General features: G+C 75.3%; 21 protein-coding genes and 1 pseudogene. 13 read left to right on the forward strand and 9 right to left on the reverse strand.

Features of this window, described 5'->3' with window-relative positions:
- Positions 1–110: 110 nt before the first annotated feature.
- From ACF9IK_RS05815 to ACF9IK_RS05830, 4 genes are all read left to right on the forward strand, one after another.
- A complete protein-coding gene (locus tag ACF9IK_RS05815) occupies positions 111–752 on the forward strand; it encodes an alpha-ketoglutarate-dependent dioxygenase AlkB (RefSeq protein WP_395293162.1) in 642 nt (213 codons plus the stop codon).
- A 154-nt stretch (positions 753–906) separates the two neighbouring features.
- On the forward strand, positions 907–1,722 hold the full coding sequence (locus ACF9IK_RS05820; protein ID WP_395293163.1) for a VOC family protein: 816 nt from the start codon (positions 907–909) through the stop codon (positions 1,720–1,722).
- A gap of 448 nt (positions 1,723–2,170) precedes the next feature.
- Complete coding sequence (locus ACF9IK_RS05825) at positions 2,171–2,896, forward strand: alpha/beta hydrolase (RefSeq protein WP_395293164.1); 726 nt, start codon at positions 2,171–2,173, stop codon at positions 2,894–2,896.
- An 80-nt stretch (positions 2,897–2,976) separates the two neighbouring features.
- Entirely contained in the window at positions 2,977–4,782 is a 1,806-nt protein-coding gene (locus ACF9IK_RS05830) for a zinc-ribbon domain-containing protein (protein ID WP_395293165.1), read from the forward strand.
- A gap of 62 nt (positions 4,783–4,844) precedes the next feature.
- Here ACF9IK_RS05830 and ACF9IK_RS05835 read toward each other — a convergent pair whose 3' ends face one another.
- The 5 genes from ACF9IK_RS05835 to ACF9IK_RS05855 form a co-directional block, all read right to left on the reverse strand.
- Complete coding sequence (locus ACF9IK_RS05835) at positions 4,845–6,221, reverse strand: nitrate/nitrite transporter (protein WP_395293166.1); 1,377 nt, start codon at positions 6,219–6,221, stop codon at positions 4,845–4,847.
- A complete protein-coding gene (gene nirD, locus ACF9IK_RS05840) occupies positions 6,218–6,631 on the reverse strand; it encodes a nitrite reductase small subunit NirD (protein ID WP_395293167.1) in 414 nt (137 codons plus the stop codon). Before nirD ends, ACF9IK_RS05835 begins: the two co-directional genes overlap by 4 nt.
- A complete protein-coding gene (gene nirB / locus ACF9IK_RS05845; RefSeq protein WP_395293168.1) occupies positions 6,628–9,222 on the reverse strand; it encodes a nitrite reductase large subunit NirB in 2,595 nt (864 codons plus the stop codon). The genes nirD and nirB overlap by 4 nt, the downstream gene beginning before the upstream one ends.
- A 148-nt stretch (positions 9,223–9,370) precedes the next feature.
- Positions 9,371–10,579 (reverse strand): NAD(P)/FAD-dependent oxidoreductase, encoded by a 1,209-nt coding sequence (locus ACF9IK_RS05850; RefSeq protein ID WP_395293169.1) that lies wholly within the window; start codon positions 10,577–10,579, stop codon positions 9,371–9,373.
- The gene (locus ACF9IK_RS05855) at positions 10,576–12,738 is read right to left on the reverse strand and encodes a molybdopterin oxidoreductase family protein (RefSeq protein WP_395293170.1); all 2,163 of its coding nucleotides are present in this window, start codon (positions 12,736–12,738) and stop codon (positions 10,576–10,578) included. Before ACF9IK_RS05855 ends, ACF9IK_RS05850 begins: the two co-directional genes overlap by 4 nt.
- Before the next feature lie 192 nt (positions 12,739–12,930).
- Here ACF9IK_RS05855 and ACF9IK_RS05860 point away from each other — a divergent pair, with 192 nt between their 5' ends.
- The 4 genes from ACF9IK_RS05860 (at position 12,931) to ACF9IK_RS05875 (ending at position 17,651) form a co-directional block, all read left to right on the forward strand.
- Complete coding sequence (locus ACF9IK_RS05860; RefSeq protein WP_395293171.1) at positions 12,931–14,079, forward strand: uroporphyrinogen-III synthase; 1,149 nt, start codon at positions 12,931–12,933, stop codon at positions 14,077–14,079.
- A 116-nt stretch (positions 14,080–14,195) separates the two neighbouring features.
- Entirely contained in the window at positions 14,196–14,999 is an 804-nt protein-coding gene (locus tag ACF9IK_RS05865) for a sirohydrochlorin chelatase (protein WP_395293172.1), read from the forward strand.
- Between the two features lie 167 nt (positions 15,000–15,166).
- The gene (locus tag ACF9IK_RS05870; RefSeq protein WP_395293173.1) at positions 15,167–16,693 is read left to right on the forward strand and encodes a carboxyl transferase domain-containing protein; all 1,527 of its coding nucleotides are present in this window, start codon (positions 15,167–15,169) and stop codon (positions 16,691–16,693) included.
- 583 nt (positions 16,694–17,276) lie between these two features.
- Positions 17,277–17,651: a transglycosylase SLT domain-containing protein gene (locus ACF9IK_RS05875; RefSeq protein WP_238864535.1), complete on the forward strand. Its 375-nt coding sequence runs from the start codon at positions 17,277–17,279 to the stop codon at positions 17,649–17,651.
- A 223-nt stretch (positions 17,652–17,874) separates the two neighbouring features.
- On the opposite strand, the gene ACF9IK_RS05880 is transcribed toward ACF9IK_RS05875, so the two are convergent.
- Complete coding sequence (locus ACF9IK_RS05880; RefSeq protein ID WP_395293174.1) at positions 17,875–18,366, reverse strand: HD domain-containing protein; 492 nt, start codon at positions 18,364–18,366, stop codon at positions 17,875–17,877.
- Positions 18,367–18,538: 172 nt separating this feature from the next.
- Here ACF9IK_RS05880 and ACF9IK_RS05885 point away from each other — a divergent pair, with 172 nt between their 5' ends.
- Positions 18,539–19,585 carry an AEC family transporter gene (locus ACF9IK_RS05885; RefSeq protein WP_395293175.1) on the forward strand — a complete coding sequence of 349 codons (1,047 nt, stop codon included), beginning with the start codon at positions 18,539–18,541 and terminating at the stop codon, positions 19,583–19,585.
- Positions 19,586–19,648: 63 nt separating this feature from the next.
- On the opposite strand, the gene ACF9IK_RS05890 is transcribed toward ACF9IK_RS05885, so the two are convergent.
- The gene (locus ACF9IK_RS05890) at positions 19,649–20,083 is read right to left on the reverse strand and encodes a MarR family transcriptional regulator (protein ID WP_395298475.1); all 435 of its coding nucleotides are present in this window, start codon (positions 20,081–20,083) and stop codon (positions 19,649–19,651) included.
- 198 nt (positions 20,084–20,281) lie between these two features.
- Here ACF9IK_RS05890 and ACF9IK_RS05895 point away from each other — a divergent pair, with 198 nt between their 5' ends.
- A complete protein-coding gene (locus ACF9IK_RS05895; protein ID WP_395293176.1) occupies positions 20,282–21,220 on the forward strand; it encodes an alpha/beta fold hydrolase in 939 nt (312 codons plus the stop codon).
- Positions 21,221–21,368: 148 nt separating this feature from the next.
- Positions 21,369–21,842 carry a carboxymuconolactone decarboxylase family protein gene (locus ACF9IK_RS05900; protein ID WP_395293177.1) on the forward strand — a complete coding sequence of 158 codons (474 nt, stop codon included), beginning with the start codon at positions 21,369–21,371 and terminating at the stop codon, positions 21,840–21,842.
- A 130-nt stretch (positions 21,843–21,972) separates the two neighbouring features.
- Here ACF9IK_RS05900 and ACF9IK_RS05905 read toward each other — a convergent pair whose 3' ends face one another.
- A complete protein-coding gene (locus ACF9IK_RS05905) occupies positions 21,973–22,236 on the reverse strand; it encodes a dsRBD fold-containing protein (RefSeq protein ID WP_238864540.1) in 264 nt (87 codons plus the stop codon).
- A 288-nt stretch (positions 22,237–22,524) separates the two neighbouring features.
- On the opposite strand from ACF9IK_RS05905, the pseudogene ACF9IK_RS05910 reads away from it, so the two are divergent.
- Together ACF9IK_RS05910 and ACF9IK_RS05915 are read left to right on the forward strand one after the other, a co-directional pair.
- Positions 22,525–23,373: pseudogene (locus ACF9IK_RS05910) on the forward strand (DMT family transporter); the annotation flags it as partial.
- 340 nt (positions 23,374–23,713) lie between these two features.
- Positions 23,714–24,796: a DUF6629 family protein gene (locus ACF9IK_RS05915; protein WP_395293178.1), complete on the forward strand. Its 1,083-nt coding sequence runs from the start codon at positions 23,714–23,716 to the stop codon at positions 24,794–24,796.
- A 188-nt stretch (positions 24,797–24,984) separates the two neighbouring features.
- Here the strand turns inward: ACF9IK_RS05915 and ACF9IK_RS05920 are convergent, their stop codons facing one another.
- The gene (locus tag ACF9IK_RS05920) at positions 24,985–25,515 is read right to left on the reverse strand and encodes an NUDIX domain-containing protein (protein ID WP_395293179.1); all 531 of its coding nucleotides are present in this window, start codon (positions 25,513–25,515) and stop codon (positions 24,985–24,987) included.
- Positions 25,516–25,625 lie beyond the last annotated feature (110 nt).

The raw sequence follows: 25,625 nt of genomic DNA on the forward strand, positions 1-25,625 counted from the left end.
GGACGCGTCCACAGCCTCCGCGGCCCGGCATGGCCGAAGCCTAGCCCCGGGGTCGGACAGTCGCAGGAATCGGTTCGAGCAGGTGTTCGAATAAGGCGTACGCTGGAGGCATGCGCAACACCGTCGCCCTCCAGCCCTCACTGTTCGACGACGCCGGGCGGAGCGGGATCCTGCTCGGGCCGCTCGCCGGGGCACGGCGGGCGGAGCTCGGCGCGGGCGCCTGGGTGGAGGTGCTGGAGGGCTGGGTCAAGGGGGCGGACCAGCTGTTCGAACAGCTGGCGGCCGAGGTGCCGTGGCGGGCCGAGCAGCGGGAGATGTACGAGCGGGTGGTGGAGGTGCCGCGGCTGCTCGCCTCGTACGGGGAGCGGGACGAGCCGCCCCACCCGGTGCTCGGCGAGGCGCGAGCGGCGCTGAGCGCCCACTACGGGACCGAGCTGGGCGAGCCGTTCCGGACCCTGGGGCTCTGCTACTACCGCGACGGGCGGGACAGCGTGGCCTGGCACGGCGACCGGATCGGCCGCGGGGCGCGCGAGGACACCATGGTGGCGATCGTCTCGGTCGGCGAACCGCGGGCACTGCTGCTGCGGCCCCGGGGCGGCGGCGGGCCGGTCGTCCGGCACCAGGTGGGGCACGGGGACCTGCTGGTGATGGGCGGCTCGTGCCAGCGCACGTGGGAGCACGCCGTGCCGAAGACCGCCCGGCCGGTGGGGCCGCGGATCAGCATCCAGTTCCGGCCGCGCGGTGTGGCCTGATCCGTTCGTCGCCCCGGCCCGGCGCGGCCCGGACGGCCGGCCCTTCCACGGGGAGAAGGCAGGCGCCCCGGTTGCCGGGGCGGGCGGGGTCGCGGAGGCTGTCCGGGGAAGTCCACGGGGGGTCCACGGGGTCCACCGGGGTTGGGAGGACGACATGCCGAAGGCGGGCACTTACCACGAGGGCGTGCCGTGCTGGGTCGAGCTGTCCGTACGGGACGTCGGGCGGGCCCGGCGCTTCTACGGCGGACTCTTCGGCTGGGAGTTCGTCGAGCTGGACGGCTACACCGTGGCGACGCTGCGCGGGGCGCAGGTCGCCGGAATCACCCGGCCGGGCGACGGCGGGAACCGCACCCCGACGGCCGCCGAGCCGTCGGTCTGGACGACCTGCCTCGCGGTGCACGACGCCGACAGAGCGGCCGGGGCCGTCCGGGAGGCCGGCGGTCGGATCGCCCGCGAGCCCGAGGAGGTGGCGGAGCTGGGCCGCACCGCCCTGGCCGTGGACCCGCTCGGCGCACCGTTCGGCCTCTGGCAGGGCCGGCTGAACCCGGGTGCGGGCCTGGTCAACGAGCCGGACACGTTCACCTGGAACGAGCACCTGTCGCCCGACCCGGACGCCGCCCGCGCCTTCTACCGGCAGGTCTTCGGGTACGGCTACGACAGCCCGGCCGGCGACTACACCCTCTTCCGGGTCGACAGCCTTCCGAGCGGCGGGATCGGCGGCAACCCGGGGGTCGATCCGGCGGGCCCCGCCGCGTACTGGGCGGTCTACTTCGCCGCGGCCGACACCGACCGCACGGTGGAGCGGGCGCTGCGGCTCGGCGGTACCGTGCTGGACGGCCCGGAGCCGACCCCGTTCGGACGGATGGCGGTGGTGCGGGACGACGACGGTGCGGCGTTCACCCTGATCGCCGGCCCGTCGGGCGACAGCAGGGCCTGGAGCGACCTCGACGACACGGCGGAGGCGGCCTGAGACGGATCCCGAGCCGGGAGCGCGGACGGGGTCCGGCACCCTCACAGGCACCGGACCCCGTCCGACGATAGAGCGCCAGGCCCGGGTCGCACGGACTCTCCCTACTGAAAGTAGGACGTGCTCTGGTAGCACCACTGACGCCTGACGAGGAATCATCTCCCTCGCGACAGGAAGAACACTAGCAGGTCAGCGCCGGTGCACCCAACGCACAACCCTCGGCCCCGACCACCCCGCCCCGAGCCGGGAACGCGAACGGGGCCCGGCACCCTCACAGGAACCGGACCCCGTCCGACGATAGAGCGCCAGGCCCGGGTCGCACGGACTCTCCCTACTGAAAGTAGGACGTGCTCTGGTAGCACCACTGACGCCTGACGAGAGATCATCTCCCTCGCGACAGGAAGAACACTAGCAGGTCGGAACCCCTGCCCGAACCTGAGGAGAACAGCCCATGGCCACCCTGCACCCCGCCCCGACCGAGGTCGTCGAGTACGCCCCCGGCAAGCTGATGGACGTCCACCGCCCCTCAGGTGGCGAGGGCCCGTTCCCCGTCGTCCTGCTCTGGCACGGGAGGGGTCCCGACGAGCGGGACGTCATGCGCCCGCTGGGCCTCGCCGCGGCCGGGCTCGGCCTGCTGGTACTGGTCCCCGACTGGCGGTCCGACGAGGAGGACGGCGGCCGGGCCCACCTGCTCGCCTCCTTCGAGTACGCCCGCCGGCACGCGACCGCCCACGCCGGCGATCCGGACCGCTTCGTGCTGGCCGGCTGGTCGATGAGCGGCCGGGAGGCCGTCGCCCTGGCCACGCACCCCGACACTCCCGCCGAGCTGCGCCCGACGGCCGCCGTCGGCATAGCCTCCAGCTACGAGCGCGCCGCCGTCACCACCGGCGAGTCCCCACTCGCCCACCTCCGCGCCCACCCCTCCCCCGTCCCGGTCCGGCTGGTCCACGGCACGCGCGACGAGCTCGTGCCCGCGGACCGGAGCCGCGAGCTGAGCACCGCCCTCGCGGCGCGGGGCTCGCACCACCTCCTGGAGCCGGACTCCGACCACGCCGGGGTGATCCTCACCGAGTACGATCCGGCGGTCGCCCGCTGCGTGCCCGCCGAGGCCGACCACGCCGTCCGGGCCGGCCTGGCCACGGCCCGCGTCCTCGCCGAGGCGGCCCGCCTGGACTGAGCCGCGATCGACCCGCTGCCGAACCGCCGCGCCGCCCGGGGCCGGGAATCACACGTCAGACACCGTGGAACGATTCGCACATGAGTGCAACTCCAGGCGGTAAGGCGGTCCAGCTCTGCTCCGAGCCGGAGTGTTCGCGGCCGGCCGCCTTCCGGACCCGCTCACGTCCCACGTGGTGCGACGACCACATCACGGAGATCCTCCGCGAGGGCGGCCTCGAACCGCTGGAGCCCTTCGACAAGCCGACCGCCTGGCGGCTGACCCGCTGTCTGGTCTGCGGCTGCGAGGCGCACTACCGCTTCCAGTACACACTCGACAACAACGCGCACGGCGAGGCCACCTGCCGGGCGTGCTACTGGCGGACGTGGGCCCGCGAATCGCGGGAACGACTCGGCCCCGACGCCGATCTCGCCCCGGTTCCCACCGGGGCGATGCGGGCGCACGCCGAGCAGCACGGGTACGACTACCTCGGCCCGCTCACCGATCCGTCGCTCCCCGACGACCCCCACCGCGTCCGCTGCCGCTACTGCGGGCGGCTGAGCGCCGATCGGCCGGGGGACATCGCCTTCGGCTGCCGCTGCCAGACCAACCCCAGGCGCGACCGTCAGACCACGAACGTTTCCGGGCCGCGGCAACGGGATCTGCTCAAGGACAGCGGTCTGCCCGTCCTCGACTGGTGGGACCACGAGGCCAACGACACCGCGACCTGGGAAACCGTCAGCGTCAGGGGGCACCGCGAGGCGGCCTGGCGCTGCCCCGCGTGCGGGCTGCGGTTCCGGCGGAAGGTCCTCGACATGGTCCACGTCCGCCAGTGCCCCGACTGCGAACCCCGGCACCGCGCCGCCCGGGAGGCGGAGTACGAGCGCCACCGGGTGACGCCGGTCGCCGAGGTGCCCGAGTTGCTCGCGGCCTGGGCCGACGAGGCCGACCCGCACACGGTGACGGTCGTCGACGACGGGCCGCCGCGCCGGTTCCGCTGCCCGCAGGGACACCATCCGCGGCTGGCGCCGCGCACGTACCTGAAGTCCGGTTGCCCGTCCTGCACCGGCCTGGCGACGCGCGCCGAGAACCAGGCGATCGCCGACACCCACCGGGCGGGCGTCCGGCTCAACCCGGAGATCGCCGCGCAGTGGCACCCGGAGCTCAACGGCGACACCCGGCCGGCCAAGGTGTCCCCCGGATCGCGCAAGGCGGTCTGGTGGCAGGACCCGAACTGCGGCCACGTGTGGCAGGACGCCCCGGCCGGGCGGGACAAGGGCCAGCGCCTGCGCTGCCCCGAGTGCCGCACCATCCTCGACTCGCTGGCCTTCCACTTCCCCGAGCTGGCCGCCGAGTGGTCGCCGGAGAACCCGGTCACCGCCTGGCACGTCCGCCCGACCGGGCAGACGCCGTTCGTCCCCGTCTGGTTGTGCGCGGCGAATCCCGAGCACGTGTGGCAGGCGGCCCTGGCCTCGCGCTCCAACGGCAGCGGATGCCCGGAGTGCCGCGTGCCGGGGAAGTCGCAGGTCGAACTGGACCACCACGCGGCGGCGGAGCGCGCGTTCGGCCGGGCCGCCTCGGGCCGGTCCGTTCGCCACGAGGCGTTCGTCCGACGCGGCTCCTGGATCGTCGACATCACCGTGGAGCAGGCCGACGGACGGCTGCTCGCCATCGAGTACGACGGCTCCTACTGGCACGCGGACAAGGTGGGGTTGGACACCGACAAGTCCCGCAACCTGCTGGCCGCCGGCTACCTGGTGGCCCGGCTGCGCGAACACCCGCTGCCCCCGCTGCCGATCGGCGACCCGGCCTACGCGGAGTTCCCCGTCCACTCCGCCACCCCCGATCCGGACGGCGCGATCGCCCGCGTCCGCGCGTGGACCCTCGGGAGCGGAGCACCGGTGTAGGGGCGCACCGGCCGGCCCCCGGGCGGCGGGGCGCCCGGGGGCCGGCCGGCGGGTCGAGACCGTCAGGCCTCGGCGGCGGCCGACCGGGCCGCCCGCGGGCGGAGCCAGACCGCCCAGGTGAGCACGGAGCAGACCACGTACGTGGCCAGGAAGCCCAGGTAGGCCGCGTCACCGTTGTGGCTGGCGAGGAAGGACTGCCGGAAGGCGAGGTTGACCAGCACCCCGCCGAAGGCGCCCACCGCGCCGGCCAGGCCGATCAGAGCGGCCGAGCGGCGGCGGGCGTCGTACTCGGCCGTCGCCGGGTCGGTGCCGGCCGCGACGGCTGCCCGCGCCCTGGCCTGGTAGTGGGCCGGGATCATCTTGTAGGTCGAGCCGTTGCCGATGCCGCTGAGCACGAAGAGCGCGATGAAGCCGCCGAGGAAGAGCGGCAGCGAGTGCGCCCGGGAGGCGACCAGGACGACCACGGTGCCGGCTCCCATCGCCACGAAGGTGGCCAGGGTGACGCGGGCGCCGCCCCAGCGGTCGGCCAGCCGGCCGCCGACCGGCCGGAGCAGCGAGCCGAGCAGCGGACCGAGGAAGGTCAGCGCGGCCGCCTTCACCGGGGTGTCGAAGCGGTCGTGGAACTGCACCTGGAGCACCTGCCCGAAGGCGAAGCCGAAGCCGATGAACGAGCCGAAGGTGCCGACGTACAGGACGGAGACCGCCCATCCGTACGGGTCACGGGCCGCCTCCCGCAACGCCCGGCCCTCGCCGCGCGGTGCGGCCGCCAGGTTGTCCATCCGCCACCGGGCGCCGGCCGCGGCCAGCACGATCAGCGGCAGGTAGAGCAGCGGCAGCAGCCGGGGGTGGGCCGCGCCGGCGGTGGCCAGGACGAGCAGGCCGAGCAACTGCACCGCCGGGACGCCCAGGTTGCCGCCGCCCGCGTTGATCCCGAGCGCCCAGCCCTTGAGCCGGTGCGGGTAGAAGGCGTTGATGTTGGCCATCGAGGAGGCGAAGTTGCCGCCGCCGACACCGGACACGCAGGCCACCGCGAGCAGCGTGCCGTAGGAGACGCCGGGGGTGAGCACCAGGGCCGCCAGGGCGGCGGGGACGAGCAGCAGCAGCGCGCTGACGACCGTCCAGTTGCGGCCGCCGAACCGCCCGACGGCGAAGGTGTAGGGCAGGCGCAGCAGGGCGCCGAGGGCGGTGGGCAGCGCCGTCAGGGTGAACTTGCCCGCGGTGTCGATGTGGTACTCGGGACCGAGGAAGAGCACCAGGACCGACCAGATGCTCCAGACCGAGAAGCCGATGTGCTCGCTGAGCACGGAGTAGACCAGGTTGCGGCGGGCGATCGCGGCACCGGTCCGCTCCCAGAAGACCGGGTCCTCCGGGTCCCAGTGGGTGAGCGGCGCGGCGCCGGCTCTGCCGCTCGCGGGCGGGGTCTCGACGGCGGCGCTCATTCCGCGCCCTCCTGCCCGGCGAGTCCGGCCCGCGCGGCGCGCGCGGACCCGGGGCCGTCCGTGCCGTCGCCCGCGCCGTCGCGGATCGGCCAGAGCCGAAGGACGGCCGGGGCGCCGTCGGGCCCGGTCTCCTCGTCGAGGCAGCGGCCGTCGGTGAGGTCGAAGACCTGCTTGTACATCGGGGAGGCCAGGGTCGGCCGGTCGCCGCGGCTGCCCATCAGTCCGCGGGAGAGGACGTGGGCGCCGCTGAACGGATCGCGGTTGTCGACGGCGTGCAGCGCGCCGGCTCGGTCACGGAACACGGCCACCTGGTCGGCGCCGAGCAGTACGGCCACACCTCGGCCGGGCTGCAGGTCGTCGAGGGTGCAGACGGGCTGCCAGCGGGTGCCGTCGTGGATCTCCACGGTCACGGGGTGAGCACCTCCAGTCGGGACCCGGCCACCAGGACCGGGGTCGGGGCGGCGAGGACGTGCCCGTCCTCGTCGGGGCGGGCGGGGCGGATCTGGCCGCGTTCGGGGACGAAGGTGACGGCCGGATCCGGGGTGCCGGGGGCGTTGACGAAGGACGAGAACCGGCGCAGCCGGTCCGGGTCGGCCAGGGTGGCCGCCCATTCGTCCTGGTAGGAGTCGATGTGGCGGGCCATCAGGTCGTCCAGTTCGGCGGCGATGCCGAGCGAGTCGTCCATGACCACTGCGCGCAGGTGGTCCAGGCCGCCTTCCAGCCGCTCCAGCCAGACCGAGGTGCGTTCCAGGCGGTCGGCGGTGCGGATGTAGAACATCAGGTACCGGTCGACGGTCCGGATCAACGCCTCCCGGTCCAGGTCGGCGGCCAGAAGGTCGGCATGACGTGGCGTCATACCACCGTTGCCGCCGACGTAGAGGTTCCAGCCGGAGGAGGTGGCGATGATGCCGAAGTCCTTGCTCCGGGCCTCGGCGCATTCCCGGGCGCACCCGGAGACGGCGGACTTGAGCTTGTGCGGGGAGCGCAGCCCGCGGTAGCGGAGCTCCAGTTCGATCGCGAGCCCGACCGAGTCCTGCACCCCGTAGCGGCACCAGGTCTCGCCCACGCAGGACTTCACGGTGCGCAGTGCCTTGCCGTAGGCGTGGCCGGATTCGAAGCCCGCGTCGACCAGTCGCCGCCAGATGGTGGGGAGCTGGTCGACGGTGGCGCCGAAGAGGTCGATCCGCTGGCCACCGGTGATCTTGGTGTAGAGGCCGTGGTCGCGGGCGATCTCGCCGATCGCGATCAGGCCCTCGGGGGTGATCTCGCCGCCGGGGACGCGGGGCACCACCGAGTAGGAGCCGTTGCGCTGGAGGTTGGCGAGGAAGTGGTCGTTGGAGTCCTGCAGCGCGGCCTGCTCGCCGTCCAGGATGTGGCCGTTGCCGAGGCTGGCCAGGACCGAGGCGACGGTCGGCTTGCAGATGTCGCAGCCCTCGCCCCCGCCGTGGCGGTCGACGAGTTCGGAGAAGGTGGTGATGCCGGTGACGCGGACGATCTCGTACAACTCGGCGCGGGTCTGCGGGAAGTGCTCGCAGAGGCCGCTCCGGGTGGCGACGCCGGAGGCGGCGAGCTCCTCGTTGACGACGGTGGTGAGCTGCTTGACGCAGCTGCCGCAGCCACTGCCGGCCCGGGTGCACTTCTTGACGGCGGCGACGGAGTCGCAGCCGTCCTCGTGCACCGCTGCCCGGACGGCGCCCTGGGTGACGTTGTGGCAGGAGCAGAGCACCGCGTCGTCGGGCAGCGCGACCGGACCGGCTGCGGCGAACCCGGCGGGCAGCACCAGCTGTTCGGCGGGGGTGGTGAGCGGCTTCCCGGCCGTCGCGAGCGGCCGCAGGGTGCCGTAGGACTCGGTGTCACCGACCAGGACACCGCCGAGCAGCGCGCCGTCGGTGCCGATCACGAGCTTGCGGTAGACGCCGCGCCGGCTGTCGCTGTAGAGCACGTCGAGCGCGCCCTCGGCGGTACCGTGCGGGTCGCCGAAGCTGGCCACGTCCACGCCGAGCAGCTTGAGCTTGGTGGAGGTGTCCGCGCCGGTGAAACCGGAACCGGCGGTGCCGGCCAGAGCGCGGGCGGCCGTGTCGGCCATCTGGTAGCCGGGTGCGACCAGGCCGTAGACCCGGCCGTCCACGGTCTGCGCGCACTCGCCGATGGCCAGGACGGCCGGGTCGGCGGTACGGCAGTGCTCGTCCACCACGATGCCGCCACGCGGACCGACCGGCAGGTCGCAGTCGCGGGCGAGCTGGTCGCGGGGGCGGACGCCGGCCGAGAACACCACCAGGTCGGCGGCGAGTTCGCGGCCGTCGGAGAGGGCCAGGGCGCGGACCCGGCCGTCCTCGCCGGTCTCGACGCCACTGGCGCCGGCGCTGGTGTGGACGGTGACACCGAGCTCCTCGATCTTGCGCCGGAGCAGTTCGCCGCCGCCCTCGTCGACCTGGACGGCCATCAGCCGGGGGGCGAACTCGACCACGTGGGTGGCGACGCCCATCGCCCTGAGCGCGCCCGCGGCCTCCAGCCCGAGCAGGCCGCCGCCGACCACCACGCCGGCCCCGGCCCGGCCGGCGTCGGCGCGGATCGCGTCCAGGTCCTCGATGGTGCGGTAGACGTGGCAGCCGGCCGCTTCCTTGCCGGGCACCGGCGGCACGAACGGCACGGAGCCGGTGGCCAGCACCAGGGCGTCGTAGCACAGCCGTTCTCCCGCCCGGGTGGTGACGGTCCGTTCGGCGCGGTCGACCGCGGTGACCGGGTCGCCGAGACGCAGGTCGATGCCGTGCTCGGCGAGGAAGCCCGGCGGGCACAGCGCGAGGTCCTCGGCGGTCTTCCCGTCGAACAGTGCGCTGAGGCGGACGCGGTCGTAGGCCGGGCGCGGTTCCTCGGCGAGCACGGTGATCCGCCAGCCCTCGGCGCCGGGCTGCTCGGTGAAGGCCTCCAGGAAGCGCTGGCCGACCATGCCGTGGCCGACGAGGACGAGGTCCCGTGGTCGGTCGGGCGTGTGCGATGTCATCGCGATGCTCCTCGGGATCGTGCGGGGTGCGGGATGCGGGATGCGAGGTGCCGGGGGTTCCGGCGGGTCCCGGTGTCCGGGTGTCCGGGTGTCCGGGTGTCCGGGTCCGTGGGACGCCGGGTCCGGGCCGGGGAGCCGGTGGGGCGGCTCAGGTGAGCAGGTGCAGGGGGTGGTCGACGAGCGGGTCGTCGCGCCGCCAGGCCTCGGCGAGGGCGTCGACGCCGGCGAGGTCGCCGAGCAGGATCGCGCCGACCAGCCGGTCCCCGCGCAGCACGAGCTTCTTGTAGCTCCCACGCGTGGCGTCGGTGAGCCGCAGCACGTCCAGGCCGGCGTCGAGACCCTCGTCCACCGCACCGAAGGCCGCGTACTCCAGGCCGCCGGTGCTCAGCCGGGCCGGGGACCTGGAGCCGGTGTAGCGGGCGTCCGGCCCGGCACCCGACAGGCGCAACGCCAGCACGTCGGCCTGGTCCCAGGCAGGCAGTGCCAGACCGTGCACGGTGCTGCGGTGCTCCGCGCAGTCGCCGATCGCGTGGACGCCCGGGGCCGCCGTGGCGAGCGCGTCGTCCACCAGCACGCCGGTGGCGACCGGCAGGCCGGCGGTGTGCGCGAGCGCGGTCCGCGGCCGGGTGCCGCAGGCGAGCACCACCAGGTCGCAGTCGAGGACGTACCCGTTGGCCAACTCGACACCGGTCACCCGGTCCTCGCCGCGCAGGGCGCGGGCCCGGTTGCCGGGGTAGGTCTCCACACCGGCCTCCAGCAGCCGGCCGCGGAGCACCTCCCCTGCCTGCGCGTCGAGTTGACGCTCGATCAGGTACGGCCCCTGGTGGACGATCTCGGTGGGCACCCCGAGCGCGGCCAGGGCACGGGCGGCGCTCACCCCGAGAACCCCGCCGCCGATCACGACGGCCCGGCGGGCGGCCACGGCGTCCTCGGCGAGCCGGCCGCAGTCCTCCAGGGTGCGCAGGGTGTGGACACCTTCGGTGAGGCCGCCGGCGTCCGCCCGCCGCAGGCCCCGGACGGGCGGCAGCACCGGGTTGGCACCGGTGGCGAGCACCAGCTCGTCCCACGGCTCCACGGTGCCGTCGGCGAGGCCGAGCGTGCGGGCGGCCGGGTCCAGGGCCACCACCTCGCAGCCGGGCCGCGGCTCGGCGCCGCCCAGCGGCAACGCGATCGACTCGGCGTCGTAGCGGCCGGTGAGCACGTCGGCGAGCAGCACCCGGTTGTAGGGGGCCCGGGGCTCGGCGCCGTACACGGTGACCCGGCCGGTGCCGCCCAGCGCGGTGTAGCGCTCGGCGAAGCGGGCCGCGGCCATCCCGCCGCCGACCACCGCGATCCGCCGGTCCTGTGCGTTCCTCACGGCGCCACCTCCTGGTCTGCTTCCCGGGCCGGCTCGTGGGCCGGCCCCTGGGCCGCCTCCCGGGCCGGCTCCACGCGGACGGCGCAGAGCTTGAACTCCGGCATCCGGGAGACCGGGTCCAGGGCCGGGTTGGTCAGGGTGTTGGCCCGCCCCGCGCCGGGCCAGTGGAACGGCATGAAGACGGTGTCCGGGCGGATGGCGTCGGTGATCCGGGCCGGCGCCACCGCGCGGCCGCGCCGGCTGGTCACCGCGACCAGGTCGCCCTCCGCGACGGCCAGCCGGGCGGCCAGCCGCGGGTGCAGCTCGACGAACGGCCCGGGCGCGGCCGCGTTCAGCTCCGGCACCCGACGGGTCTGCGCGCCGCTCTGGTACTGGGCGAGCACCCGGCCGGTGGTCAGGTGGAGCGGGTAGTCGCGGTCCGGCTCCTCCCCGGCCGGGCGGTGGGTGACGCCGGCGAAACGGGCGCGGCCGTCCGGGGTGGCGAAGCGGTCCAGGAAGAGCCGCGGGGTGCCCGGGTGCGCGTCGTCGGGGCAGGGCCAGAAGACGCCGTCCTCGGCCGCGATCCGCCGGTAGCTGATGCCGGAGTAGTCGGCGTCCCCACCGGCCGAGGCGCGGCGCAGCTCGTCGAAGACCTCCTCGGCTCCGTCCGGGAAACCCTTCTCCACGCCCAGCCGGGCGGCGAGTTCGCGCAGCACCCGGAGCTCGCTGCGCACGCCCTCGGGCGGGTCCAGCGCGCGGCGGCGCAGGACCACCCTGCCCTCCAGGTTGGTGGTGGTGCCGTCCTCCTCGGCCCACTGGGTGACCGGCAGGACGACGTCCGCCAGCCGGGCCGTCTCGGAGAGCACCGGGTCGGCGACGACGAGGAGGTCCAGCCCGCGCAGCCGGGTCGTGACGTGGGCGGCGTTCGGCGCGGAGACCACCGGGTTGGAACCCGTCAGCAGCAGAGCGCGGACCCCGCCAGGCCGGCCGAGGCCGTCCAGCAGCTCGTAGGCGGAGCGGCCTGCGCCGGGCAGCTCGTCCGGGTCGACGCCCCAGACTCCGGCGACGTGCGCCCGGGCCTCCGGGTCCTCGATCGAGCGGTAGCCGGGGAGCTGGTCGGCCTTCTGGCCGTGCTCCCGGCCCCCCTGGCCGTTGCCCTGACCGGTCAGGCAGCCGTACCCCGAGTACGGGCGGCCGGCCTTCCCGGTGGCCAGGCAGAGGTCGATCCAGGCGCCGACCGTGTCGGTGCCCTTGCTCTGCTGCTCCGGGCCGCGCGCGGTCAGCACCATGCCCGTCTCGGCACGGCCGAACAGCTCGGCTGCGGCGCGCAGTCGGGCGACCGGGACGCCGGTGATCCGCTCCACCCGGTCCGGCCAGTGCGCCATCGCGGCGGCCCGGGCCCGTTCGAAGCCGGTGGTGCGGGCGGCGACGAACTCCTCGTCCACCCGGCCGTCGGCGATCACCAGGTGGAGCAGGCCGAGCGCCAGCGCGAGGTCGCCGCCGGGCCGCGGCTGCAGGTGCAGGTCGGCCTCCGCCGCGGTTCGCGTGCGGCGCGGGTCCACCACGATCAACGTCCCGCCGTTCTCGCGGAGTTCGCGGAAGTAGCGGAGCGCCGGCGGCATCGTCTCGGCGGGGTTGCCGCCCACCAGGATCAGGCAACCCGTCTGCGGGATGTCCGCCAGCGGGAACGGCAGGCCGCGGTCCAGTCCGAACGCCCTGCGGTGCGCGGCGGCCGCCGAGGACATGCAGAACCGGCCGTTGTAGTCGATGTTCGCGGTGCGCAGCACCACCCGGGCGAACTTACCCAGCTGGTAGGCCTTTTCGTTGGTCAGCCCGCCGCCGCCGAACACCCCTACGGCGTCCGCCCCGTGGCGCTCGCGCACCTCGGCCAGGCCCGTGGCCACCCGGTCCAGCGCCTCCGTCCACCCCGCCGACCGCAGCGGGCCGCCCGGACGGTCGCGCAGCAGCGGGCCGGTCAGCCGGGCGCCCGGCGCCAGCAGCGCGGGCGCCGAACGGCCCTTGTTGCAGAGCGCACCGCGGTTCACCGGGAACCCGGGCCGCTCCAGCACCTCGGCGGGCGCCCCGGCCGCACCGGCCTCGGCCGGGTCGCCCCCGGTGCGCAGCCGCATCCCGCACTGCAACGAGCAGTACGGGCAGTGGGTGTCGGTGGTCGTCGTCATGCCGAAGAATCTCGACGGCGATCGTTTCGCCGCCGGGTCCTCCGTGTTGCGGGCGCGGTACGCCTCGCTCACGCCGCCGCCCGCACGGGGTGCGCGGCCGGACATCGGCCGTAACCGGCCGGCCTGATTCGCTAACGCGCAGGTGACGGCCGGGCAATCCACCCGTAATGCGGCCGACGCACCCTTGCCGCCATGGTTCCCTCCCCCGCCCCCGCCGTCCCGCGTCCCAGCGCGCAGCCGGGACCCCTCACCGGCTTCACCATCGGCGTCACCGCCGCCCGGCGGCGCGACGAACTGGTCGCGCTGCTCGCCCGGCGCGGCGCCCAGGTGGTCGAGGCACCTGTGCTGCGGATCACCCCGCTCGCCGACGACCTGGCCCTGCGTCAGGCCACCGAGCGCTGCCTGGCCGCACCGCTCGACTACGTGGTCGCCACCACCGGCGTCGGCTGGCGCGGCTGGATGAGCGCGGCCGAGGGCTGGGGCCGGGGCGGCGCCCTCGCCGACGCCTGCCGGGACGCGGTGGTGCTCAGCCGGGGCCCCAAGGCCACCGGCGCGGTGCGGGCCAGCGGCCTCGGCGAGCGCTTCTCCCCCGGCTCCGAGGCCACCGACGAACTGCTCACCTGGCTGCTCGCCCGCCCGCTGGCCGGCCGCCGGATCGCCCTCCAGGAGCACGGCATCCGGCTGGACGCGTTCGCGGCGGCGCTGCGCGAGCGCGGCGCCGAGGTGATCTCCGTCCCGGTCTACCGCTGGGAGCCGCCGGACGACCCGGCCCCGGTGCGCCGACTGGTCGAGCAGACCGTCCGGCGCCAGGTCCACGCGCTCACCTTCACCAGCGCCCCGGCGGTCACCGCTTTCGTCGAGACCGCCACCGCCGAGGGCCTGCGCGAACCACTGCTCGACGCGCTGCGCGCCGACGTCCTGCCGGTCTGCGTCGGTGCGCTCTGCGCCCGGCCGTTCGCCGAGCTCGGCCTGTCGGCGGTCTTCCCGGAGCGCGGCCGGCTCGGCTCGCTGGTCCGGCTGCTCGCCGAGGCCCTGCCCGGCCGCGGCCGCCAGGAGGTCGCGCTCGCCGGGCGGGTGCTCACCCTCCAGGGCAACGCCGTCCTGGTCGACGGCCAGAGCCACTGGCTCAGCCCGCGCGGCGCCGCCGTCCTGCGCGCCCTCGCCGCGCAGCCCGGCCGGGTACTCAGCCGCGCCGAACTCCTCCGCACCGCCTGGGCCGACTCGGCCGCCGACGAGCACGCCGTCGAGGCGGCGGTCGGCCGGCTGCGCGCGGCGCTCGGGCCGCACGGTGCACTGATCCGCACGGTGCCCAAGCGCGGCTACCGCCTGGCGGCGAGTTGACGGCCGGCGCAGTGGCGGCGACGGCGGGCGGAGTGGTGACGGCAGGCGGAGTGGTGACGGGCCTGGCGGCCGGCGGGCCGCCGGGACCGCAGGACCCTCCCCCGGCGGGCGTCGCGGTGAGGCGGCCGGAGGCCCCGACCCGGGGCACCGACCGGCCGGTTCTGCTCGCCGTCGCCCACGGCAGCCGGAACCCCGCCGGCGTCGCCGCGACCCGGGCGCTGCTCGATCTGGTCCGCACACAGCGGCCCGAACTCGACGTCCGCTGCTGTTTCCTCGACCTCGCCTCACCCTCCCTGCCCGAGTCCCTGGCCGGGCTCGCCGGCGACGAGCCGGCCGTCCTCGTGCCGCTGCTCCTCGGAACCGGCTACCACCTGCGGGTGGACATCCCCGGTGCGCTGGCCGCCACCCGGCTGCCACACGTCCGGCTCGCCCCCGCACTCGGCCCGGACCCGTTGCTGGCCACCGTTCTCGCGGACCGGCTCGCCGAGAGCGGACGTGCCCCGGGCGCCGGCCCGGTGGTGCTCGCCGCAGCCGGCTCCTCCGACCCGGCGGCCGCCGCCGACACCCGCCGGACGGCCCGGCTGCTCGCGGCCCGGCTGGCCGACGGCCGACCGGTCGTCCCGGCCCACCTCTCCGCCGCCCGGCCGACCCCGCGCGAGGCGGTCGAGGCCCTGCACGCCGCGGGCCACGAGCGGGTCTCCGTCGCCACCTACCTCCTCGGCCCCGGCTTCTTCGCCGACCGGGCGGCCGACACCCCCGCCCACTGGACCAGCGCGCCGCTGGGCACCCACGACGCCCTCGCCCGCCTGGTCGGCACCCGCTACGACAACGCCTGCGCCGACCTCCTCGACCGCGCGCACGCCGGGCCGACGGCCCGGTCCGGCCGGCTCCGACGGCCCGCCCTGGCCCGCGCGCACTGACGGTCCGGCCTGCTGACGGGCTTCCCGAGGCCGGTGGGTCCGCCGCAGCCGGCGGGTCTGCCGGGGCTGTCGACCCGGTCACATCCGCACGTCGGACCGGGACGCGCCCGCGCCCGCTGCGTAGGGTGGATCTTGTCGGTGCGGGCGGCTCGGGTGCGGGGTGGGCGTTGGGTACGGGAAGCTCTCTGACGGCGCGCCAACTCCTCGGACTCCTGGTGGACCCCGGCTCGTTCCTGTCCTGGGACGAGCCGGTCGGCCGCGAGCCCGCCGACGCCGGGTACCGCTCGGCGCTGGCCCGGGCACAGGAGCGCACCGGGGCGGACGAGGCCGTGATCACCGGGACCGCGCTGATCGGCGGCCGGGCGGTGGCCCTGGTGGCGTCCGAGTTCCGGTTCCTCGGCGGATCGATCGGAGTGGCCACCGCCGAGCGGATCACCCGGGCCGTGGAGCGGGCCACCGCCGAGCGGCTGCCCCTGGTCGCCCTGCCGGTGTCGGGCGGCACGCGGATGCAGGAGGGTTCGGCGGCCTTCCTCTGCATGCTCCGGATCACCGCCGCCGTGCAGGCACACCGGGCAGCCGGCCTCCCCTACCTCACCTATCTGCGCAATCCGACGATGGGCGGCGTGTTCGCCTCCTGGGGCACCCTCGGGCACCTGGTGTTCGCCGAGCCGGGCGCCCGGCTCGGCTTCCTCGGCCCCCGGGTGTACGAGGAGCTGCGCGGCGTCGAGCTGCCCCCGGACGTGCAGCGCGCCGAGACCCTGGCCGGCCACGGCCTGGTGGACGCGGTGGTCCCGCCGGAGGAACTGCGCGAGGTGCTGCGGCGCGCGCTCGCCGTCCTGGGCCTGGCCGCCGGGTCGGCGACCGGCCCCGCCGGCGCGCCCCGGACCGGCGCCGCCCCCGACGGACCGCCGCCGGCCGGCCGCCCCGACGCCTGGGAGTCGGTGCGCCGCACCCGCCGCCCCGACCGCCCGGGAACCCGCGAGCTGCTGCGCCGGACCGCCGAGGAGCTGCTCCTGCTGGACGCCCCGGGCGGCCGGGACGGCGCGCTGGTGCGCGCACTCGTCGTGCTGCACGGCCGGCCCGCGCTGGTGGTCGGGCAGCAGCGGCAGGACGCGGAGCGCGAGCGCCCCTTCACCGCCGCCGACCTGCGTGCCGTCCGCCGCACCGCCCGGCTCGCCGAACAGCTCGGTCTGCCGCTGGTCACGGTCGTGGACACGGCCGGCGCCGAACTCTCCGCACAGGCGGAGCTGGACGGCATCGCGATCGAGATCGCGCACTGCCTCACCACCCTGCTCGCCCTGCGCACACCGGTCCTCGCGGTGCTGCTCGGCCAGGGATCGGGTGGCGGTGCGCTCGCCCTGCTCCCGGCCGACCGGGTACTCGCCGCCGAACACTCCTGGCTGGCCCCGCTCCCGCCCGAGGGCGCCTCGGCGATCGTCCACCGCGACGGCGCCCACGCCGCCGAGCTCGCCCGCACACAGGGCATCGGCGCGTACGACCTGGCGGAGGTCGGCCTGGTGGACGCGGTCGTCCCCGAGCGGCCGGACGCCGCCGAGGAGCCGGCCGCGTTCTGCGAGCGGCTCGGCCTCGCCCTCGGCACCGCGCTCGACGCACTCGCCCCGGCATCGGCGGCGGACCGGCTCACCGCCCGCGCGGCCCGCCACCGCCGGCTCGGGGACGTGCTCGCCGGCTGAGGTCCACGGGCCGGGCCGCACCGGGCCGGACGGCCCTCACCGTCAACGCCGGTGCGGCGGACCGGGTGCAAACGGCAGCGGCACCCCCGCCGACGCCCGCGCCGGCTCCGACCGGGCTCCGGCTGTGGCGCCGCTCTCAGATCGTCTGTACGCGCAGTGGCGCCCGCCGTCCCGTCGGTGACGGTGCGGGGCAGTCGCTCGGTGAGTGCGCTCACACGCGATTGGACGCCACGACGGCCGGTAGTGCGTGCCGAGCAGCGCTGGCGGGCGGCCCCGCGGGAGAACGTTCCCGCAGGTCGGCCGGCACTGCGATGACCGCCTCAGCCGGCCCTTCGATTCCACGGCGGGGAGCGGCGCTACGACGGCGGGTCGTAGCCGGGGGGTCTTGGCGGCGGGCGATCCGGTCTGGCAACAATGGCTCAGTCGTCAGCCGCCCCGGCTCCTGTCCCGCCGGAGGACGGCTCGTTGCCGAGTCACGCCCCGCGACCGTTTCGGCCCCTGTCCGGCCACCGGTCGAGGCGGGGCGTGACACCGGCCCAACCCGATTGAGGTCCAGTTCTTCATGCCCGCTTTCAAGCTCCGTATGCGTACTTCTGCCGCGATTCTTGCCGGCGCCGCCGGTCTGACCGCCGTGGGTGCCGGTCTGCTGCCCTCCACCGCCTCCGCCGCGACCGTCTCCCCGAAGACCATCGCCGCGCAGATCGTGCCGGCCAACCAGCTCGCCTCGTTCAGCCAGATCATCAGCCACGAGTCCAGCTGGAACGTGACCGCGACCAACCCGAGCTCGGGCGCGTACGGTCTGGCGCAGGCGCTGCCGGGCTCCAAGATGGCCTCCGCGGGTGCTGACTGGAAGACCAACCCGGCCACCCAGATCAAGTGGGCGCTGGACTACATGAACACCCGCTACGGCAGCCCGAACGCCGCCTGGGCCTTCTGGCAGACCCACCACTGGTACTAAGCCGCTGGTACCGGACCACCGGTGCTGAGCCGCCGGCATTCGAGCCGCCCGGCTCCGCTTCCCCCAGCTTCCGAACCGCTGTCCCCCCTCACCCCGGGGATCGGACAGGGATCACCGGGGTGACCGAGAGGGCCCGTGCACGCGCGATCCGCGTGCACGGGCCCTCTCGCCCGTCCGACCCCCGCAGCCCGGACACGACACCGACCGGTGGACCGGCGCCCCGTCAGTCTTCGGCCAGACCGAGCAGTTCGCGCGTCCGCCGGTACTTCTCGGCGAGGCGGGCGGCGGTCACGTCGTCCAGCGAGGCCAGCCGCGCCGGGTTCGAGTTGTGGGCCAGATCGGCCTGCTTGACCAACAGGGCGCCCGGGGTCGCCAGGATCCGGGCGGTGTAGACCTCCAGCGACTCGCCGGGCCGCTTGGTCAGCGCATCGACGATCGCCTTCGTGGCGCCGGAGAGCGCGGCCTCCGCCAGCCACTCCCGGCTCAGTGCATCGTCCTCGATCGCGTCGTGCAGCCAGCCGGCCGCGACCTGCTCGTCACTCCCGCCACGCGCGGCCACACCGTGCGCCACCGCGGCGAGGTGCTCGGAGTACGGGTGACCGTTCTTGTCGACCTGCCCCTCGTGCGCTCGACGTGCGATCGTCTCCACCTCGGCCAGGCTCAGATAGTCCACCGGGTCATGGTAGGCCGCGGGGCGTCTGGTTGACTTCGGCATGGCCGGGCGACCCCCGGCTCGGCGGCCACCCCGCCGACCCGCCCCCTCGCCCCGAGGACGCCGCCACCACCCGGGCGGTGCCACCGCACCGCCGCGCCGACGTCGCCCCACCGCTGCGCCGCCGACTCGGCCCGGCACCGCCACCCGGCGCGGCCGAGCCCTCCGAGGAACCATGCCCAGCCTGCATCCGCTGCTCTCCGGGTTCGCCCCGATCTGGGCCCTCACCGGGGTCGGCTACCTGGTCGGCCGCAGCGGACTGCTCGGGCCGCAGGCGGAGGCGGTACTGAGCCGGTTCGTCTTCCACGTGGCGATGCCGGCCGCGCTGTTCCTGATGATCGGCCGTACGCCGCTGGACCAGTTCGCCAACCCGTCGATGCTGGCCTTCGCCGCCGGAACGGCGCTCGCCGTGGGCATCGGCACACTGGTCGCACACCGCTTCTTCGGCCGGCCGCCGGCCGAGCGGGCGATCGGCGGCATGGCGGCCGGCTACGTCAACTCGGCCAACCTCGGCATCCCGGTCGCCATGCAGATCCTGGGCGACGCCTCCTTCGCCGCACCGGTGGTGCTGTTCCAGACCCTCCTGGTGACGCCCGCCGTACTGACGGTGCTGGACACCGGGCGCGCGGGCCTCCGGGCAGCGCTCACCCTGCCGCTGCGCAACCCCATCCTGCTCGCGGCGGCGCTGGGTGCAGCGGCGTCGGCCGGTGGCTGGCAGCTGCCGGCCGAGCTGAACCGGTCCTGCGAGCTGCTCGGCGGCGCCGGCGTGCCGACCGCCCTGGTCGCTCTCGGCATGTCGCTGTACCGCCCCTCTGCCGACCGGCCGGGCACCGACTCCGGTGACGCAGCCCTTCGGGCCACGGATCCTCGGCGCGCCGACCCCGTCGGCACCGACCCGCGAGGAGCCGACCGGCGGTTCGGCGACCGCGGGCGGGGCCGCCGTCCGGGCCGCTACGCGGAGGTCGGCGCGGCGGTCGCGATCAAGACGCTGATACAGCCGCTCGGCGCGTTCGCCACGGGCGCCTTCCTGCTCCACCTGCCGGCACACCAGTTGCTCACCGTGGTGCTGTTCTCCGCACTGCCGACGGCCCAGAACGTCTTCGTCTACGCCCGCGAGTACGGCCATGCCGCCGCCCTCGCCCGCGACTCGGTGCTCTGTTCGACCCTCGTGTCGATGGCCACCCTCTCCGCCGTCAGCTGGGTGCTCTCCCCCGGTCACTGAGCCGGCCGCGGTCGCCGCCCCCTCGCTGCGCGGCCGGTCCCGCGGCCCACCGCGACGGCCGGGTCACCCTTCCCGGGCCGCGGCGACCACGGCGGTCATGGACTCCAGGAACCGCTGCGCCGTCGCCAGCTCTCCGGCGTCGAACCGGCCCATGGCCGCCACGAGGTCCCCGATCAGGCCGCCGAAGAAGTCCTGCCCCAGCTCCATCGCCCGGTCCTCGACCAGCAGCCGGACCTTTCGCCGGTCCTCCGGGTCGCGCTCGCGGCGGATCAGGCCGAGCCGCTCCAGCCGGTCGACCAGGCCCGTGGTGCCCGCCGAGTTGAGCCGCAGCGCCGCACCGAGCCGACCGGGCGTCACGACCGTGCCGGCCCGTGCGGCGTCCAACAGGTGGATCAGCGCCCGCAGGTCGGTCGGGTGAAGTCCGTGCCGGCCGGCGAATTCCGCACCGAACAGGTCGAGTTCGACGGTCAGCCCACGCAGGAGATGGACCAGCTGCATCGGCTCCGCGGCACCGCCCGCCCGCCCCTCCGGCCGCCCGGCGACACCGCCTCCCCGCTGCGCGTCAGGCTGCCCGTCCGGCCGCCCGTCGACCTGTGCACCCACCCTGTCGTCCTTCCCTCGGCACGCCCTGTACGACTATTCTCTCGCTCAGCGAGACTATTGGTCAGCGAGTGAATTCGCCATCCATCGGAGGGCATGATGTCAGCACGCACCACCGGGTCCGCCCACGCCTCGTCCGGCTCGCCCGGCCCGGCCGCCGCACAGGCCTCGCCAGCGCTCGCCGCGTTCCTCGCCGCCTACGACGCGACCCTCGGCCACTGGCCCGTGCCCGCCGAGGCGATCACCGTCCGGACTCCGCACGGCACCACCCGGGTCAACGCCTGCGGCCCGCGCGACGGCCGACCGCTGATCCTGCTGCACGGCGGCGGCGCCACCTCCACCGGCTGGTTCGCCAATGTCGAGGCGCTCACCAAGGCCGGCCACCGCGTCTTCGCCGTCGACCTGATCGGCGACCCCGGCCGCAGCACCCTCGACGCCCCGCTCGGCGGCGTGGGCGGCCTGATGCGCTGGCTCGGCGCGGTGCTGGACGGGCTCGGCGTCGCCGAGGCGGACCTCTGCGGCCACTCCTACGGCGGCTGGATCGCACTGGAGTACGCGCTGCACGCGCCGACGGGGATCGGCCGGCTGGCCCTGCTCGACCCGACCCAGTGCTTCGCCGGCTTCCGCCCGGGCTACCTGCTGCGCGCCCTGCCGCTCTTCCTGCCGCCCCGGACGGCCGGCAAGGCCTGCTCCTACCTCGCCTGGGAGACCCGGGGCGGCGGTTCCGGCACCACCGCCGAATTCGCCTGGCGCGAGCTCTACGCACGCGGGTTCGCCGACTTCCCCTCCGCCCGCCCGGTCACCGGCCCCCGACCGACCCCCGACCGGCTACGCCACCTCACCACGCCGACGCTGGTCCTGCTCGCCGCCCGCAGCCGCACGCACGACGCCCGGCGCGTCGCCGACCTGGCGCGAAAGGCCCTGCCCGAGGCCACCGTGGACGTGCTCGCCGACGTCTCCCACCACAATCTTCCGGCCGCCCACCCGGCCGAACTCAACCGCCGCCTCACCGAGTTCCTCGCCGTCCGCACGTAGCGGGCGCCGAGCGGATCGGGTCGCGCCGCCGCGCCAGGGCCGACGAGCCACAGAGGAGTGACACCCGTCACGCCGGCTCCGTGTCACAAACGACCGGGCTTTCCCGTCAAGGACGTGGAACCGCAGAACGACGGCAACGGAGCCCATCATGGACGCACGCCTCGACCCCTTCACCAACCCGGTCCTCGGCAAGGTCTTCAAGCACATCATCGCCGCGGGCAAGGTGCTCGCCGACTCGACCCTGCCGGCCTCGACCCAGGAGCTCGTGAAGCTCCGCGCCAGCCAGATCAACGGCTGTGGCTTCTGCACCGACATGCACTTCAAGGACGCCGTGCACGCCGGCGAGAGCCCCGAGCGCCTCAACCTGGTCGCGGCCTGGCGCGAGGCGACGGTGTTCACCGACGCCGAACGCGCGGCGCTGGAGCTGGCGGAGGAGGCCACCCGCATCGCCGACGCCTCCGGGGGCGTCCCGGACGAGGTCTGGGCCAACGCCGCCGAGCACTACGACGAGGAGCAGCTCGGCGCCCTGGTGGGTGTCATCACCGTCATCAACGCCTTCAACCGCGGCAACGTCATACTCCAGACGCCCGCCGGCGACTACCAGCCCGGACAGTTCGGCTGATCGGCTGATCGGCTGATCAACCGGAGACCCGACGGGGCCGGGCGCACACTGTGCCCGGCCCCGTTGCTGCAGCGGCCCCGTCGGCCGGTTCGCGGCCGTCGACGGCTACGCGGACGCCGGTCGGTACCGTTCAGTAGATCAGGTAGCCGGGCCGGTGGCCCTCGTCCTCGATCTCCCCGGTGGCCTGTGCCCGGAGTTTGTGGGCCAGTTCCTCCAGTGCACGGGAGGCCGCCATCTCCTCGCCGATCCGCGCGAGAGGGCGGTCGTCCGCGCTCTTGACGGACTCCCCGTGCGCGCTGAGGCCCGGTGCCCTGGCCCCGGTCAGCCTCGCGTCGCACGCCGTGTGCACGCCGTCCTCGTCGAAGCTCAGCTCCACATCCCATTGGTTGTGCATGCCACACCTCCTGGCGTCCGCCCCCGTCGTGCCTGCTCTGACCGGCACGGATGCCGACGCCGTGGCGGCCGCTCACACCAGCGTGCGCCCGCTCCGCCCACCGCGGCAAGCGCGGACGGGGCCACGGGCGGGGGCCACGGCCGCGAACCCCGGCGCCACGCCCACCCCGGGCGGCTACCGGGGGTCGGCGGGCCGCCCCGGCGGTACGCTGACGAGAGCGCGCCGCAACCGCCGTCGAACCACAGACCGCCGGTGCGGCGCGGGCAGCGACATTGGGGTGGTCCCTTCGTGGCGGTCTTCCTCCTCGCACTGAGCGCCGCCTGCTGCCTGGGCCTCGGGTTCGTCCTCCAGCAGCACGCGGCACAACGGGCCCCGCGTGGCGACCTGCTGCACTGGCGACTGCTGCTCGACCTGCTGCGGATGCCCGAGTGGCTGCTCGGCACCGGCTTCATGATCAGCGGACTCATCCTCTCCGCGCTCGCCCTCAACCAGGGCGAGGTCTCGCTGGTCGAGCCGTTGCTCGCGACCAACCTGCTCTTCGCCATGGCCCTCTCCCGGGTCCTGACCCGCCAGTCCCTCGGGCGGTCCGGCTGGATCGGGGTACTGCTGCTCGCCCTCGGTGTCACGGCCTTCATCGTGGCCGGACGGCCCACCGGCGGCGGTCCACCGGCAGGTGAGCTGCGGCACTGGCTGGTGGTCGGGACGGTCACCGGCCTGACCCTGCTCCTGGTCGCGCTCGCCCGCCGGCTGCCCCTCTTCGAGGAGGCCACGCTGCTCGCCCTGGCCGCCGGCCTGCTCTACGGCCTCCAGGACGCCCTCACCCGCACCACCACCCAGCGTCTCGACCACGACGGCCTTCGAGCGGTGCTCGGCACCTGGCAGCCGTACGCGGTGGTGGCGGCCGGCGTGGTCGGACTGCTGCTGGTGCAGAGCGCGTTCGAGGCGGCGCCGCTGCGGATGTCACTGCCCGCGCTCACCGCCGCGCAGCCGATCACCGGGATCGTCTGCGCGGTCGGCTTCCTCGGCGACCGCCTGCGGGTCACACCCGGCGCGCTGGCGTGGGAGATCGCCGGGCTGATCGCCATCGTCGTCGGCGTGATCGTGATCGGCCGCCACCCCGCGATGCCCGGCTCCACCGGCGACCTGCTGGAGAGCGTCGGCGACCTCCCCGAAGACGCGGACCGGACCGGGGCTGAGGCCGCCCCCGCCGCAGGTTCCGGTTCCGGTTCCGGTTCCGACCCAGGTGCCGGTGCGGATCCCGCCCCTGACCACACCCCGGGCCCGCCGCCCCAGGACTCCCCCGGCAGCGGCCCCGCCGGTGGCACCGGCGACGGCAGCCCGACAACCGACCGCAGCGGGTCCGGCCGCCGTACGCCCGACGACCGCGGACCCGACGACCAGGGCCCCGACCGCCGCGAGGGCAACGATCCGCGCGGCACCGGCGGGAGCCCCCGGTAATCCCGGGACGGGCAACGGCATGTGTTGGAGCGCGCAGGCGGACTTGGCGGCCGGCGGCGTGGTCGCGGGGATCGGTCTGCTCTGCCTGGCCCGCACGTACCGCGCCGGACGACCGGAGCGCCTGCTTCTCGCCTCGCTTCCCCTGGTACTCGGCGTGCACCAGCTGATCGAGGCCGCGGTCTGGTTCGGCGCCGACGGCGACCTGCCCGCACCCGCGGCAGGGTGGGCCCGCACCGCGTGGGCGGTGATCGCCCTGCCGCTGCTGCCCGTGCTCGTCCCCGCCGGCGTCTGGTGCGCGGCACGCGAACCGGGCCGCCGACGGCGCCTCCTGCCCTTCGTGCTCCTCGGCCTCCTCGTCGCCGCCCCGCTTGCCGTGGCCGTCGCCACCCACCCGGTCGGGGCCACCGAGCACGGCCACACCCTCGCCTACGCCGTCGACCTCCCGCACCCGGGACTCCTGCTGACCGGGTACCTGCTCGCCACCGTCGGCCCGCTCCTCCTCAGCGGAGACCGCCGGCTGCGGCAGCTCGGTCTGCTCGCCGGCGTGGGCGCTGCCGTCTGCGCGCTGCTGTGGCGGCTGGCCTTCGTCTCCACCTGGTGCGCCCTCGCGGCTCTGGCCAGCATGCTCCTGCTCCGCTGGACCGCCACCCCGTCCGGCGGCCGCCCGCCACGCGGCCGCCCGTCCGGCGGCCGCCGCCCCCACCGGAAGCCGGCCGACCAGGGCACGCCCTCCGGCGGAGCGCGAGGTCCGGGCAGCGTCTGGCATCGCCGGAACGACCGCGCCCGGGTCCTGGCTGATCCTCGTCGCGCACGACGAGAGCGTCTCCGGCCGCCTCCGGCCCGCAGCCGCGGCCCGCGCCGGACCACGGGATCGGGGCATCGACCGGGCCCCCTCACCGCCGACGACATCCGCTCCGGCCTGACCTGCGACGTCGGCCCGGACGGCCGACGGCACGGCTGGTTCCACGTCCACCTCCACGGGCCGCTCCTCCGCCGGCTCGGGCTGCACCCCGATCAGCGGGCCCCGACGGTCACCGGAACGGCCCCGCCCGGACGGTGGCACGCCGAAGCCCGGCGCCACGCCCACGCCCCCGGCCCGTGATCCCGTCGGCCGGCCCTTGCGGACCGGCCCCCCGGGAACAGCTGCTCGCGTCCGGCGCCTTCACCGTCACGAGCTCGCGGCCCGCACCACCCGGCAGGAGATCTCCGGGCACTGCCGACGCCACGAACCCGTGGCGCCGGTAGAGCGCCACGGCCGGTTCGTTCCCCGGGAGCCCGGGGTTCCTCGGATCAGGCGGTCGGCGGGGGCTCGCTTCCGACGGTGGAGGGCAGGTAGACCGCAGCGCCGCTCCTGCGGGCAGCGTCCACCTGCTGCAGGCGGGCGAACTCAGTCGCCCCCATCAGGTCGAGCCATCCGGCCACGGGCCGGACCTGCCACTCGGTGTGCTCGTCGGGGTCGAGGACGATGCCCGCGAGTTGGTCGTCGGTCAGCTCGCCGCCGTCGAAGACGAATCCGACCTTGGCCAGCGGCCAGGCCTCATCGGGCCCGTTGAACATGACGGCCAGGAGCCGGGGCCTCGCCAGCAGACCGGGGCAGGCGGTCTCCAGGTCGATGCCGGTCTCCTCATGGCACTCCCGCGCCGCGGTCTCCAGGGGATGCTCGCCGCGCTCGACGTTCCCGCCGGGCCAGCCCCAGAACCCCGGGTCGTGGCGCGAGCGCATCCCGAGCGGACGACCGAGGGTGTCCGTGAAGTAGAAGCAGCCGAAGACGGTCGCGTTCTCGATGGTCTGCACGTACTGTTCCGGCGGCAACCAGCCCATGCTCGGTCTCCTCGTCGGGCGTGCGCCACGGCGCGCCTGTACGTCCGGGGGCCACGCTATCGCCCGCACCCGCGGTTCGTCCGCGGGTGCGTTCGGCCGACGCGGGTCTC

This window comes from Kitasatospora hibisci (assembly GCF_043950205.1).
In the GTDB taxonomy this organism is placed as follows: Bacteria; Actinomycetota; Actinomycetes; order Streptomycetales; family Streptomycetaceae; genus Kitasatospora; species Kitasatospora hibisci.

Coding starts and splice junctions, on each gene's coding strand:
- ACF9IK_RS05815 (WP_395293162.1), top strand. CDS start 111: ATGCGCAACACCGTCGCCCTCCAGCCCTCACTGTTCGACGACGCCGGG.
- ACF9IK_RS05820 (WP_395293163.1), top strand. CDS start 907: ATGCCGAAGGCGGGCACTTACCACGAGGGCGTGCCGTGCTGGGTCGAG.
- ACF9IK_RS05825 (WP_395293164.1), top strand. CDS start 2,171: ATGGCCACCCTGCACCCCGCCCCGACCGAGGTCGTCGAGTACGCCCCC.
- ACF9IK_RS05830 (WP_395293165.1), top strand. CDS start 2,977: ATGAGTGCAACTCCAGGCGGTAAGGCGGTCCAGCTCTGCTCCGAGCCG.
- ACF9IK_RS05835 (WP_395293166.1), bottom strand. CDS start 6,221: ATGAGCGCCGCCGTCGAGACCCCGCCCGCGAGCGGCAGAGCCGGCGCC.
- nirB (WP_395293168.1), bottom strand. CDS start 9,222: ATGACATCGCACACGCCCGACCGACCACGGGACCTCGTCCTCGTCGGC.
- ACF9IK_RS05855 (WP_395293170.1), bottom strand. CDS start 12,738: ATGACGACGACCACCGACACCCACTGCCCGTACTGCTCGTTGCAGTGC.
- ACF9IK_RS05860 (WP_395293171.1), top strand. CDS start 12,931: ATGGTTCCCTCCCCCGCCCCCGCCGTCCCGCGTCCCAGCGCGCAGCCG.
- ACF9IK_RS05875 (WP_238864535.1), top strand. CDS start 17,277: ATGCGTACTTCTGCCGCGATTCTTGCCGGCGCCGCCGGTCTGACCGCC.
- ACF9IK_RS05880 (WP_395293174.1), bottom strand. CDS start 18,366: ATGCCGAAGTCAACCAGACGCCCCGCGGCCTACCATGACCCGGTGGAC.
- ACF9IK_RS05885 (WP_395293175.1), top strand. CDS start 18,539: ATGCCCAGCCTGCATCCGCTGCTCTCCGGGTTCGCCCCGATCTGGGCC.
- ACF9IK_RS05890 (WP_395298475.1), bottom strand. CDS start 20,083: ATGCAGCTGGTCCATCTCCTGCGTGGGCTGACCGTCGAACTCGACCTG.
- ACF9IK_RS05895 (WP_395293176.1), top strand. CDS start 20,282: ATGATGTCAGCACGCACCACCGGGTCCGCCCACGCCTCGTCCGGCTCG.
- ACF9IK_RS05900 (WP_395293177.1), top strand. CDS start 21,369: ATGGACGCACGCCTCGACCCCTTCACCAACCCGGTCCTCGGCAAGGTC.
- ACF9IK_RS05905 (WP_238864540.1), bottom strand. CDS start 22,236: ATGCACAACCAATGGGATGTGGAGCTGAGCTTCGACGAGGACGGCGTG.
- ACF9IK_RS05915 (WP_395293178.1), top strand. CDS start 23,714: ATGTGTTGGAGCGCGCAGGCGGACTTGGCGGCCGGCGGCGTGGTCGCG.
- ACF9IK_RS05920 (WP_395293179.1), bottom strand. CDS start 25,515: ATGGGCTGGTTGCCGCCGGAACAGTACGTGCAGACCATCGAGAACGCG.